The organism is Candidatus Accumulibacter necessarius, from assembly GCF_036625085.1.
Map to the genome: position 1 here is coordinate 76,756 of NZ_JAZKUM010000006.1, position 12,150 is coordinate 88,905.

The 12,150-nt window shown below is 52.8% G+C and carries 16 protein-coding genes and 1 tRNA gene; 13 read left to right on the forward strand and 4 right to left on the reverse strand.

The window, feature by feature from the left end:
- Positions 1-119: 119 nt before the first annotated feature.
- The 13 genes from V5B44_RS16735 (at position 120) to V5B44_RS16795 (ending at position 10,087) form a co-directional block, all read left to right on the forward strand.
- Positions 120-196, forward strand: a tRNA-Arg gene (locus V5B44_RS16735).
- A gap of 1,191 nt (positions 197-1,387) precedes the next feature.
- Complete coding sequence (locus V5B44_RS16740) at positions 1,388-2,032, forward strand: hypothetical protein (RefSeq protein WP_332360144.1); 645 nt, start codon at positions 1,388-1,390, stop codon at positions 2,030-2,032.
- Positions 2,029-2,214: a hypothetical protein gene (locus V5B44_RS16745; protein WP_332360145.1), complete on the forward strand. Its 186-nt coding sequence runs from the start codon at positions 2,029-2,031 to the stop codon at positions 2,212-2,214. Before V5B44_RS16740 ends, V5B44_RS16745 begins: the two co-directional genes overlap by 4 nt.
- A gap of 325 nt (positions 2,215-2,539) precedes the next feature.
- Positions 2,540-2,812 carry a thermonuclease family protein gene (locus V5B44_RS16750; RefSeq protein WP_434735479.1) on the forward strand — a complete coding sequence of 91 codons (273 nt, stop codon included), beginning with the start codon at positions 2,540-2,542 and terminating at the stop codon, positions 2,810-2,812.
- Between the two features lie 74 nt (positions 2,813-2,886).
- Positions 2,887-3,192 (forward strand): DUF6794 domain-containing protein, encoded by a 306-nt coding sequence (locus V5B44_RS16755; RefSeq protein ID WP_332360146.1) that lies wholly within the window; start codon positions 2,887-2,889, stop codon positions 3,190-3,192.
- Positions 3,193-3,906: 714 nt separating this feature from the next.
- Positions 3,907-4,614, forward strand: a complete 708-nt coding sequence (locus V5B44_RS16760) for a hypothetical protein (protein ID WP_332360147.1) — start codon at positions 3,907-3,909, stop codon at positions 4,612-4,614.
- Positions 4,615-4,698: 84 nt separating this feature from the next.
- Positions 4,699-4,890, forward strand: coding sequence for a hypothetical protein (locus V5B44_RS16765; RefSeq protein ID WP_332360148.1), 192 nt, complete (start codon positions 4,699-4,701; stop codon positions 4,888-4,890).
- A 101-nt stretch (positions 4,891-4,991) separates the two neighbouring features.
- Positions 4,992-5,300 carry a hypothetical protein gene (locus V5B44_RS16770; protein WP_332360149.1) on the forward strand — a complete coding sequence of 103 codons (309 nt, stop codon included), beginning with the start codon at positions 4,992-4,994 and terminating at the stop codon, positions 5,298-5,300.
- A 525-nt stretch (positions 5,301-5,825) separates the two neighbouring features.
- Positions 5,826-6,950 (forward strand): SDR family oxidoreductase, encoded by a 1,125-nt coding sequence (locus V5B44_RS16775; RefSeq protein ID WP_332360150.1) that lies wholly within the window; start codon positions 5,826-5,828, stop codon positions 6,948-6,950.
- A gap of 25 nt (positions 6,951-6,975) precedes the next feature.
- The gene (locus V5B44_RS16780) at positions 6,976-7,401 is read left to right on the forward strand and encodes an NUDIX domain-containing protein (RefSeq protein ID WP_332360151.1); all 426 of its coding nucleotides are present in this window, start codon (positions 6,976-6,978) and stop codon (positions 7,399-7,401) included.
- Entirely contained in the window at positions 7,373-8,026 is a 654-nt protein-coding gene (locus V5B44_RS16785; protein WP_332360152.1) for a thymidylate synthase, read from the forward strand. Before V5B44_RS16780 ends, V5B44_RS16785 begins: the two co-directional genes overlap by 29 nt.
- The gene (locus V5B44_RS16790) at positions 8,023-8,925 is read left to right on the forward strand and encodes a hypothetical protein (RefSeq protein WP_332360153.1); all 903 of its coding nucleotides are present in this window, start codon (positions 8,023-8,025) and stop codon (positions 8,923-8,925) included. The genes V5B44_RS16785 and V5B44_RS16790 overlap by 4 nt, the downstream gene beginning before the upstream one ends.
- Positions 8,926-9,133: 208 nt before the next feature.
- Entirely contained in the window at positions 9,134-10,087 is a 954-nt protein-coding gene (locus tag V5B44_RS16795; protein WP_332358257.1) for an IS1595 family transposase, read from the forward strand.
- A 239-nt stretch (positions 10,088-10,326) separates the two neighbouring features.
- Here the strand turns inward: V5B44_RS16795 and V5B44_RS16800 are convergent, their stop codons facing one another.
- Genes V5B44_RS16800 through V5B44_RS16815 form a run of 4 tightly spaced genes read right to left on the reverse strand, consistent with a single transcriptional unit; the run spans position 10,327 to position 11,588 of the window.
- Positions 10,327-10,692: a hypothetical protein gene (locus V5B44_RS16800; RefSeq protein WP_332360154.1), complete on the reverse strand. Its 366-nt coding sequence runs from the start codon at positions 10,690-10,692 to the stop codon at positions 10,327-10,329.
- 1 nt (position 10,693) lies between these two features.
- Complete coding sequence (locus V5B44_RS16805) at positions 10,694-10,951, reverse strand: hypothetical protein (RefSeq protein WP_332360155.1); 258 nt, start codon at positions 10,949-10,951, stop codon at positions 10,694-10,696.
- Complete coding sequence (locus V5B44_RS16810; protein ID WP_332360156.1) at positions 10,948-11,154, reverse strand: hypothetical protein; 207 nt, start codon at positions 11,152-11,154, stop codon at positions 10,948-10,950. Before V5B44_RS16810 ends, V5B44_RS16805 begins: the two co-directional genes overlap by 4 nt.
- Entirely contained in the window at positions 11,151-11,588 is a 438-nt protein-coding gene (locus tag V5B44_RS16815; RefSeq protein ID WP_332360157.1) for a DUF5681 domain-containing protein, read from the reverse strand. The genes V5B44_RS16810 and V5B44_RS16815 overlap by 4 nt, the downstream gene beginning before the upstream one ends.
- Positions 11,589-12,150 lie beyond the last annotated feature (562 nt).

Sequence of the window (12,150 nt, forward strand, 5' to 3'; positions counted from 1 at the left end):
CCGGCAGCGCACAGACCACTCGCCAAACCGCGGCAGCGCCAGCGTCCAGACGGTTGGTCCAAATAGTGCTTGAGCGGGGCGAACCAGCTCGGTATAATCTCGGCCTCAAACACGGCAAGGCGCCCGTAGCTCAGCTGGATAGAGTACTTGGCTACGAACCAAGGGGTCGGGCGTTCGAATCGCTCCGGGCGTGCCAATAGAATCAAGCACTTAAGCCAATCTTCGGATTGGCCTTTTTGCTTTGTGGCGCGCGGGGGTACAAATCCGGGTACAAGTCGGCGAAAATGGCCGGCATCTTGTACACTGCCACTCGCGCAGAACCCTGCCAAGAGAGCACTTCGCAAGGCATTGATCAACCTCGTGTGAGGCCCCCTGCAGAATAGGTGGAAGAGACTCACGCCTCAGCGACTCCACGTGAGGCTCATCAGGCAGGCCCAACTCACCACGGCTTGTGTCGTCGGCGCGTTTCAAGGACTCAAGCGTATGCGCTTGCCGCCGAATCGAAACCGTCAACTCGCCGTTGAAGTCCCGGGCAAGTAGCCCTTTTTGTGTGCAGTGGTTCGTCAGCCAGTCGGGCAGGAAGGGGTTGAACTGGGCGCGACCAGCGATCGTCCCGGAGTTCCTGACACCTCGCTATCTCCTCTTCTCTGACCCCACACCACCAACGCATCACGCGCTCGCTTGTCGCCAGCCCCCTGTGATCTGACCGCTTCAACGGCGAAAGCACGGGCTTCCGGCAAACGGATCCGATTCGGCAGGGTCATGCGTCAGGGCTGCTTTGTAAACACTATCGTTGACAACGAAGACTTGCCTCAGGCAGACTTCTTGTTGCAACAATCGTTAGACATCTAGGCGTAGCGACCTGTCTGAGACCTTCGATCATAAGTGGACTGCACATTTTGGTGGCAGTTTATTCTGGGCGTCAAACGCGAGATGATTGTTAGCTAAAATGGGCTTTCGTTTAGCTTGCGCCCTCGGCTTAGGCTCGTGTTCCCGGGAGCGCTTTTGTTGCGCCGTTTTCAACTGGTGAATCATGGAATCAGCTAGCCTGGTTTGGACGCTTTGGCGATTAATTGACCGGCTTAGCAAACTGGTCCGATTGACCGCTGTTGACACATCCATTGAGAGTTGCACCGAACAAATCAGGAAGTCGTTTTGCGAATTCCAACTCCGATTTACCAACTATCAATACACTGCATCCCGGCACCATCGAGAATTCAAAAATCACTTCTTCTTGAAACCGAACGACTCCTCGTTGGCGTACGGACGCTTGAACGCGTTTCTTGAGAGGGGTTTCAAGAACCTATGCGCGGATTCTACTATGCGAATAGTCCATTATTTTACCGAGACGCATCGACATAAAATTGGGCCGCGCGTGTCTATTATCATGAAGGATGATAGAGGGCATCTTGTTGAAGTGGTCAGTTTACCCAATTGGTTGAGTGACCCAGTTGAGTGGTCGGGCAATGATACATCATTTTTGGATGTCGCCGAAACCGGTCTCCCTCACCTAACCAACAATATTCCGGAAGCCGCAAAGCGCACAGGAGTCTTTTGTCATTCAAAATTGGATGTTGACAAGATTCGGAAGTCTTACCAATACAAGCGCCGCGACAACAAACTGTGGGCGAGATTTCGGAATAACATCTTACGAAGAGAAAAAAAGGATGTGCTTTGGGGCGAGATGCGAGCAGGCACAAAAACGAGCACAAAATGGCTACCAAAGTCACAGTTAATCGTACCAATTACCTTTCGGGCACATGCGAACGAGCACCGGCTAGATAGTGGGATGGTGAAGACGCTTAGACTTTCAAATGAAGGCCGGTCGACCCTTGGGTTTATATGTATTGAACATCCTGCAACATTCTACTTTGATAATGGTCCTGTCGACTCTTTTTCGAACATCGACATTAACGTTCTCTACATATTTGCTGACATGTTGTCGTGGGTTTTTATCACTCAGCTAATGTATACCGTTGGATCGTCCACCTACCTAAATTTTAGGAAAGAGCAAGGAGGAAAAGCGGCATGAATATGAAACGTTTATTCGCACGGCCTCAAGCCACAGAGCGTATGGAAGCAACAACAGGAAATGTTGTTGTTTGTTTTGAATCTGATGTCGTTCGTCGAATTAGGAATTACGAATTAGAAAAGGTCAGAGATGATGAACAAGCTGAAAACCACAAATCAGACGAGTTGATTGAAGCGTTGTAGTCAGCCGTATTGAAACGCTCGGAGAAGGCACCCAGAGTCTTGAAAACTGGAAATGCCTAGGAGGGGTGCTGTGATTCCGCAGTTTCTCGTATGAACACACGTTGGGAAGCCGAGTGGGAAGAGTTGTGTCAGACTTGTGGCTGTCGTACAAATCTGTTTACCCAACGAAGCTACCGCTGTAAGGCAACTTCGTTTGTAATGACTGCTACCAGTAAGCGAAGCGCCTTGATCCACTCCTGGTGTCGGCGCATCGCCGCTGATCGACATGTCGGCTGCCAATAGGCAACGTTGACACGGTCACGGTGCTCAGCACCCACAGCACAAAATCAGACTAGGCGGTATCGACGCTCCCGAGACGGCGCAGCCGTTTGGCCAGCGCTCAAAGGAAAACCTGTCGCGCCTCGTATTCAACAAGGACGTACGCGTCGAGTGGGAGAAGCGAGACAAATACAAGCGCATCGTCGGCAAGGTTTGGGTGCAGCCGGCCAGTTGCCCGACTTGCCCGATTACACTAGACGTCGGTCATGCACAGATCACGGTCGGTATGGCCTGGTGGTATCGGAAATATGCGAAGGATCAGTCGCCCGAGGATCGTTGAGCCTACGAATTCTCGGAGCGGGAAGCGCGGGCGAAGCGTGCCGGCCTGTGGGCCGATGGCCAGCCGATACCTCCGTGGGATTGGCGGAAGGAAGGGCGCCGCTGAATCAGAAGGAGTGGCCGGCGACGGTTGACGAAGCGGTCGGCGTGGTCATCGCCACTCTGTCGGATACCGACAAGGCGACGATCAGCGCGATGGCGGAGTCTGAACTGATCGGCTTGCACATGGTGGGCGCCTGGATTCGGAACAATCTGGGGCTGTGGTCTGGCAACCAATCGCTGCTCGAATCGACAGGCGAGCCAAACGCCGACGACGCTTCGATGGTAATCATCGTGGCGGTGTGGGAGAGGCTGCGGGAAATGGTGCCGATGGTGCATTGATGAGGGGCGGCTGGCCCGGACGTGGAAGAAATCAGCCGAAAGCAGTCATTGAAGCGGTCTGGGTGTATGCTATCGCCGTAGCTGGTGAGGTGCCGCTTTACACCTGTTTTCAGTACTGTATGCTGTTTGGAATCAGCAAACATGCGGCGCAAAGCCAGATCCCAAGCGGCTTTGAGCACGCCAGACGACGCCGCGTTAGGGAGCGGGCGCCGGAGTTATGGCGCAAACCTGTCTCCCGATAACAACGTTAGAGGCGAAGAAAAATGACACTCAGAGACAGGTTTCTCGATGCCCTTATTGATGGCCAATTGGGCAACGGAATCATCGTTACAAGGCAGGAACTTATGCGGTACTTCTCAAAAGACAATCCAGCGACTACTGGTGTCTTTTTGTCCAATTCAGAAATCAACACAGGGGCTCCGCACAGCCCAACGTACACCCATTTCACCTTGCGTGTCGCGGAAGGTCGGTACCGTGTGCATCCGCAAGTGATTCAAGAACGGATGCAGCAACGCGGCATACTCTCTTAAGTTACTCCTTTCTTAGTGCGCGATTTGATGAACAGCACGCGGCTTGAATGCGGGGCGATTTGCGGCCGCTGGCCCGATCACTTCGCTAACCGGGCGCTCAACCTCGCTCCCTTCAGTCGCTGGACGCTGGGCGATAAAGCCGCGCAGCGCCGGTCACCTCTACGTTGGGCGTCACAAGATCGCGATGTCTGACGATGCGTTCTCTTTGGACGAGCATTTCCGCCGCCACGTCGAGTTTCCGGACCCTTGGCTGCGGATCGAAGGGCTGCGCACTGCTCGGCAGGCGATCGAAAATCAGCTCGTTTTCCTCAGGGATCAGCGCGGTGTCCAGGCGAACGCTGAAATCGCACGCTTTGAAGGGCGACTCCACCCCGACGATGTTGAAGACAAGATCGACGAATACACGAGGGTTGTCGACGAGTTATTCCCCAAGATCCTGCGCGGAGGGTTCGTAATCTCGCTTTGGTCGGTCTACGAGTCGTCCGTAAAGAACATCGGAGAATATGTGCGGAGGCAGAAGCAACTACCCTTTGGGTTGCAGGAGCTACGTGCCGGCGACTTCCTGAAGCAAGTGGAAGTGTTCGTCGATCGTGTGCTGTCGCTTTCCGCCTTTCCGGACAAGACAATCCGCAAGGAGTTGGAGGAGCTGAAAGGTCTTCGAAATACACTTGCGCATCACGATGGAAGTACGGCTAAGTTGCCGGAGTCTCTACGTTCCAAGACGGCCAGCGAATACCTTGGGAAGGGTCTCTATGTATTCAATGACCTCCATCATCAATACATTGTGCCAACGGAGAGCTACACGGCTCGGGCTCTCGATCTCGTCGCCGACCATCTCAAGGCGTTTGCCGAGCATGCCTACAAATCCATCCACCCTGTTCCGCTGCCATAGTGACGCCCACCCATCGCTTCGAGGGGACCGCCTGCAAGCTGAACGGTTGGGCCTCTATCACCACGTAGCGAAAAGGAACGAGCTATGAATGTGCAAGTCATCGAAGCAAAGACAGGTCGATTGCTGGCGACGTACCCGATTGTGCTGAGCGGACTGAACTACGTTCCGTCAGAACAGGAATACTTTGCCCAGGCTTGGCGGTGCGCCGTCGGCGATAAATTGGTGGACGTTGCCCACCGCGATCAATACGTCCTTCGTTCTTTCGCTGAGCAATAGGAGGAAGGCATGCCTCACTATTCGCGTAGCTATCTTGTCGCTGCTTTGCTCTTCGCGGCATCGACCACTACCGTAGGCCTCGGAAGGGGGCAGGGGATCACATGGGCCAAGCAAAAAAATCTTTCAGTGACTGGCTGAACGACACAGTCACGGACATAGTCAAGGGAGCACTGTGGCTCTTCGAGACCATGCCCTTGACCGGTATCATCGTCTTACCCGTAGGCCTTCTGATGTATAAGCACGAACCCCTTCTCTTTTGGGTTTGTCTAGTCATGCTGGTCGATGCTTTCTTCGGCCGTCACCGCGCTGAGGAAGAGAAGAAACAAGAGGAGGAACGCATGATGAATGACTTTTATCGATGGCATTTCGAGGAGATGGAAAAGTGCCGGAAGGGGAAGCAATGCCTATAGGGATCGCGTACATCTGTTTCGCTGATCTTCCTTCCTGGTGGCGCCCTACCGGCATGAGGCCCAACCCTGCTGTGCAGGGAACGCTGCGCGATAAAGCTGCGCCGCGCCCCTGACCTTGAACGTTAAGCGCAGCATGGCGCTGAAGCGCCTCAATAGCACTGTTAATATTAATCCCGAAAATCCCGTGGGGCTTTTTTTAAATGCTAGAGCTGTCTTCAAACGTCCGCAAAAACACGATTTGCGATTCGCATAAATACTCTTTTCAATTGCCGAGGAGATGGCAAGCGCAGCCAACAGTAACCATCCCCCGGCAGAGCCGGGGGCCTTCCGTCGCTGGCCCCTCAAAGGGGCCTATTCGCGACGGCAGAGAAGCGGTTCCTTCGTCTTGTGCGAGTGCCATACCGGCACTCGACGGAACCACGACGCCACCGCCATCGGTGCGCTTTTCACGAATGGGCTACTCCCGGAAATGTCAAACTGCTACGGTCACCTCTGCAGAACCGATGGTTTTCTCAGGATAATACTATGAATGCTTGCTATATCTGCAAAAAGCAAGACTTTATTCCGCACAACCATTACAACAAAATGTGTCTAGAGTGCGGAAATCTAAATGTTCAGAAAAGGAATAGCTTAAGTGACTTAACCGGTGCAGTCGTTTTAATCACTGGATGCAGAATAAAAGTCGGAATAGAAACGGCAAAAAAATTGTTGCGGTCAGGGGCAACGGTGCATGGAACCTCGCGTTTTGTATCCCATTCGATCGAAACCTATATGCGAGAGCCGGATTTTGAGCAATGGAAAGACAGGTTAATAATACATCAGCTTGATTTAATATATCCACAATATGTATTAGAATTTATCAATGAGCTATCAAGGTCGGTTAGCCACATTGATATTTTAATAAATAACGCGGCGCAAACTATTAGACGGCCCAGGAATTACTATCATGGCCATATACAAAGCAATCCCTTAGATAGTGCACCTAGCACACTGCCTACGAACCTCGCAGGAAGTGAAGTATTACTGAACCAGATGGGACGGCTAACCCCGAATAACTCAGAAACTACAATATATGGCTACCCACCATTGTATGCTGGTGACGAGGATGCTTCCAACTTTCCACCCAACCGCTTTGACTCGGAAGGACAGCCTTTAGATATACGCAAGGTAAATAGCTGGATCAGGAAGATTGATACAATTCACCCAATTGAGTTTCTAGAGGTACAATTGGTTAATCTAATTTCGCCATATCTCCTTATAAGTGGATTGCGCCAAATGATGGAGAAATCTCCCCGCGAAAGACGATATATTGTCAATGTATCGTCTATGGAGGGTGTGTTTTCAAAAAAGAACAAAAACTCATACCATCCTCATACAAATATTGCAAAGGCCGGCCTAAACATGTTAACAAAAACAATATCAACAGATTTTGCGCGGAAAAGAATTTTTGTCACTTCGGTTGATACAGGTTGGATTACAAATGAGAACCCTATACCACTACACGGAAAATATCGTTCAACATCTGTAACTCCACCATTAGATGCTCTAGATGGTGCGTCTAGGGTTCTCGACCCGATTTTCATGGGCGAATCGTCAGGAAACCCGGAATTTGGCGTCTTATTAAAAGATTATCGATGCCACGATTGGTAGTTTCATTTTACGACAGGAGATCTGTATGAAAAAGGGTGTTGATTACATCGGCGTTGGAGTTGGTGCCGTTATTGTTAACGATGAACGAATTCTTCTTCTATTAAGAAAAAAAGCCCCAGAACAAGGGTGCTGGTCAATTCCAGGTGGTGGGGTTGAATACGGGGAAACTATTGAAAGTGCGATACTTCGTGAAATAGATGAGGAGCTAGGAATTAAGGGAGAAATCATTTCTCTTTTAAGAGTCACCAATCACATTGGCGAAAATAACGCGTTTCACTGGGTCTCTCCCGCCTTCCTAGTCCACGTAAAGTCTGGTACCCCTCAAAATATAGAGCCCGATTCCCACAAAGGAATGGGATGGTTTCCCATTAACGACTTACCAGAAAATCTGACCATAACAACAAAAGCAGCCGTCAACAGCTATGTCGAATACCGAATATCAAAGAGGTGAGTGTACTCCCACACTTATCACAGGAGAAACAGTTTCCGCCGCCTGGGAAAAAAGTATTACTGTCTTACTAGGTTGCGGAAGCTGGACTGAGACTGAAAGAGGATTACAAGCCATTGAGGGAATTAACTTCACCATTCACATACCAGAAGTCAAACAGCCGATAGAGATCTCGAAAAAATACTGCTATAGAGATGGCTTTATTGACTCATACAAAAGATCCCTGGAACAAGGATTTGCAGGTGTTTCAGTAGGTAGCAGGCTGTATGATTATGGAGATGGGCACATTAACCAGCTAGAAAAGATAATAAGAAAATTTCGAGAATCAACTAACTCAAGACGGTGTGTCATTTCGTTGTGGAATCCTGCCATCGATTACGAAGTAGACCATCCACCGTGTAATGTACTCCATCAGTTCCTATTGAGAAATGGTACTCTAGGCCTCACCTCATTTTTTCGCAGCAATGATGCTTGGATGGCGGCGCTACCCGACATGGTATCGAATTGTTCTCTGCTTAAATTGGTTTCTGATGAATTAGGCGTCAGCAAGATGGCTTACACCCATATTGCGCATAGTTATCATATCTACGAGTCAGATTTTTCTTTTGCCTTAGAAACGACCAAATGACAACCCTATTTTTAACGCACAAGACAAGTTTCGGAATTCCAGAGTGGAGTCAGGTTGTTTCCGCACTTGTTAGCTACGCAAAACATATCTATATCCGAACCGGATTTATCGATAGTGTTATTAAGTACTCAAAAAATGATGAACAGCAATGGAATGCAATATTTCTAACATTTAATGAACTATCGGAGGCTGGGGTTGTTAAAGCCTGGGGGGTCGAGGGTCGAGATAGCTCTGACTCATTTACATCGGTCGTAACAAGAGAACAACAAAATATTGCGTTCGAATATTTGACAGAATTTGACTCACACCTAAAGATTAGCTCTAATCACGGCCCTGAACTTACATCACGCTACGTGGACGCAAAAGCTGACCTTTGGCATATGTTCATTGCACACACTCTAGGCTGCGAAGGGATTGTCGACACCAAAGGAAAATCCGAGCTAGTGCAACTTCACGAACTATACAAGCAAGACGTGATTCAGAAGAAAATAGTTAGGCAGCTGTTTAATAGAGTGGGGGTTGGCAATCTATCATTCTTATCTGCAAAAGATATTATCGAGCTACAATCTGAAGCCCAGTTTTTACGGAAAGAATTAGACAAATTATTGAGTGGTATGATTTTGCAACCAGAACCCCCGAAGCGACTGGTTGCCCAAGTTGTCGAATCTGTTCACAAAGAATACATTGATGCTCTCGAGAAGATAATTTCGGAGAAGTCACTAAGGCACAGCACATCTGAGGCTGTTCTAGATGTTGTGTTTGATATAACTGGTCATTTTATTCCTGGATATGGTGTAATTCCCGCCTTTGCAAAATTATCGGAACGACTATCCAAAAATAATCAAATCGGTTTGGTAGTGTATTTAAACAAGCTGAAGAACAAATCAAAGGTTGCATAATTTGCAATTAAATGCCGGCACAGGCATGGACGCTGTCACCGCGGGGTGCTGGCACCCAGCGCGCCACTGCGGGTAGAGGTCCGGGTTGAGCAGAAGAGCAGTCGCCCAAGCAAAGAAATTCCTGATTAGCAACGATCGTCAGCTGGGCGCATCTGGTGAGCCCGGCTGGGCTTATCCTGAACTCTGTCACCACAGGGAGGTCAGGGCCATGGCAATGAATCGAATTCAGTTTCAACCCGGTTTGTCGATGCCAGAGTTTGCTAAGCGCTTCGGAACCGAGTCGCAGTGCGCAGCAGCGCTGGAGGCGGCGCGGTGGCCGAACGGGTTTTCCTGTCCGCGCTGCGGTGGAGCGGGACACTGTGTTCTGCGCGGGGGTTCCTGCAAGGTTTTCCAGTGCAACGCCTGTCGGCATCAAACGTCGCTGATCGCCGGGACGGTGTTTCAAGGCACCAAGCTGCCGCTGACCGTGTGGTTCCTGGCGATCTACCTCATCAGCCAGGCCAAGACGGGTCTGTCGGCGCTGGCGCTGAAGCGACATCTGGGCGTGAGCTACCCCACCGCCTGGCTCATCCACCACAAGCTGATGCGGGCAATGGAACAGCGAGAAGAGCGCTATGTGCTCGAAGGTCAGGTGCAGGTCGACGACGCCTACCTGGGAGGCGAGCGTACCGGCGGCAAGGTCGGGCGCGGTTCGGAGAACAAGGTGCCCTTCGTTGCAGCCGTCTCGTTCAGTGAGGAGGGCCACCCCTTGCGTGCCAAACTCACGCTCGTTCCCGGTTTCACCCTGACGGCAATTGCCCAGTGGGCCAAGAGCAACCTCGCTCCGGGATCGACGGTGCTGTCGGATGGTCTGGCTTGCTTCAACGCCGTCATCGACGCAGGCTGCGTTCATCAGCCGACCGTTGTCGCCGGGCGAAAGCCCAAGGACCTGCCAGAGTTCAAGTGGGTCAACACGGTCTTGGGTAATCTCAAGACCAGCCTTTCGGGCTGTTATCACGCGCTTGCCTTCCGAAAGTATGGTGCTCAGTACCTCGCCGCTTTCGCCTACCGATTCAACCGCCGATTCGATCTCAGGACCTTGAACGCGCGGCTCCTGCTCGCCGCCGTAGCCTGCTCGCCGCTGCCCCAGCGCTCGATTCGGGCGGCTGACGTTCATTGCTAATCAGGAAGAAATTTTCGATCGCCGCACCGGCCGCTGATGGCCGGTTGCCGCCAGACGCCACCCTACACCCAGTGACCGCTCCCGCTTAAAAGCTACCCGTCAAGCAAGAGTAGCACTGCTGGAAATCGAACGGCAGCTTCCGCGTGGCGCGCGGTTGCGAGCAACGGCCGCTTTCAAGAACCTCTGCCGTGTGGTCTGGGTCGAGTGCCGCCACCGAACCACGAGAAGTCGTTGGCCGCTTACGCCGTGTCGCAGACCACCGGCCCGATCACGTTACCAGGCAAACTCTTCATCACGTCGACCAGCAGACTGTCGTTGCCACGCTCCGACGGAAGCATCGACGCTTCTACCAGTCGCGCCTCGAATTCGCTGGCGCAGTACGTCACGCCTTTTGTCGTAGTTCGCCGTCTTCGCACGTGCTTCACGGGCGCCACCACGATGACGAAATCTCCACGAGCTTTCGCTGCCTCAACCTGCTGCCGGTATTCCGCCCATTCCTCGGTTAGTGCATCGCTCGCTGGCTCAGTCAGCATGCAGACGGGTTGCCAGGGCTTCGGCAGCAACACTTCTTCCAGTTGTGCCAGGCGACGTTCGAGTGCGCTCATGTCACCTGTTCGGGTGCAGAATGATGCGGCGGGGGCGCTGCGGGCTGGCGGCGAGCGCCGCGACCTTCGCTCGCTCGATGAAAGTGTCTTCGGCTTCATCGGCGCGTCGTTCCAGAATTCCGTCGCCGAGGTCAGCGCGGATAATCTCGCCTCTGCCACCGGGCGACACGAGGCGGATGCAAATCAGATCGATGCTGTCTCCGGGCGGTATCATCGCCTTCTCCAGCCTCTTCAGCCGATTCTCAAGTGCCGTGGTCATTGCTTGTTCTTCCTGTCTGCCCAACCTCTTCCATCTTGCGCGTCCAACCAATCCCTGAACGCCCACAGCGTACCGTGCTGGGCCAGGATCGCAGCACGGCTGGTACCCGCTTGCGCAAACAGCCTGTCGAGGTCCCAACACACGTCGCGGCGCCGCTGAGACTCTTCCAGCTTCGCCAGTCGCTTCTGCTGCAGCGTGGTCATTTCGGTCGCGTTTCGAGTGCGCTGATCCGCGCCTCCAGTTCCTGCGTCTCCAGCGCCTTGCGGCGCGCCTCCACGATACCGGCGAGCGTCGCAGCCTCGCCGGGCAGAAGGTCGCCGGCCGCGACTGCTTGCAGAATGGCAGCCTGAGCCTGCGCGACGCCATCGGCAGAGCTGGTATCCGGCAAGGACAGGAAAATCGGGCGCTCCTTCGCCGGTGGCACCAGTCTTTCCAGCACCAATCTGGCCGCGCTGATGTCACCTTCCTTGGCGAGATCCACCACCTTTCTGGCGATCGCATCGGCGCCTTCTTCCATCGCAGCCAACGCCACCAATGTGACACGGTTGCGACTTCCCTTGGGTCGCCCTGCTGGGTTGCCGGACTGGCCAGGTTTCCAGCCAGGGCGCAGGTTTTCGGTTCTCGTCTTGTCAATCATTTTTTGTACCTCGACGGTGTTTTTTCAGTGCTGGCTTTTCTGTGACACTCACGAAACCATAGCGCCGGCCGATTTCTGCCCAAGCTCGCTGGGCGCAGAGTCGAGCGGCGTCCGACGCATCAACCCGCCCCAGGATCGCCAGCAGCGCCCGTAGCGGCGCGTTTTGTTCATCGCCGATGCCGTCTGTGATCGCCTGCTTGTCACGCTGCCGCTGCGCGTGCTTGCGTTCGGCAGTCAGGTCATCGGTTGGTCGCCTTTGGGCGGCCTGCCTCGTTTCGTGACGGTCACAGGTTTGTCGGGCATCGCTTCCTCTTATATTTTCCTCACTTCGACGGCAAGCGGGGCGAGGCTCCCTTATTGCGCGGCCCTACGCCAAGGGCCAGACCGTGACACGCGCCTCACGATAATAGCACGTCGACGGCCACCTTGCTGAATCAGTTGCCGTGCTCGGACAGTGACCGCCATCCTTCTCCGTGCTCACTTTCCCAGCCGATCGGGTAGATGTCCGTACGCCCGCGAAACAGATGCCGGAACAGCGCACCTTCTCATTGGTGGAAAGCCT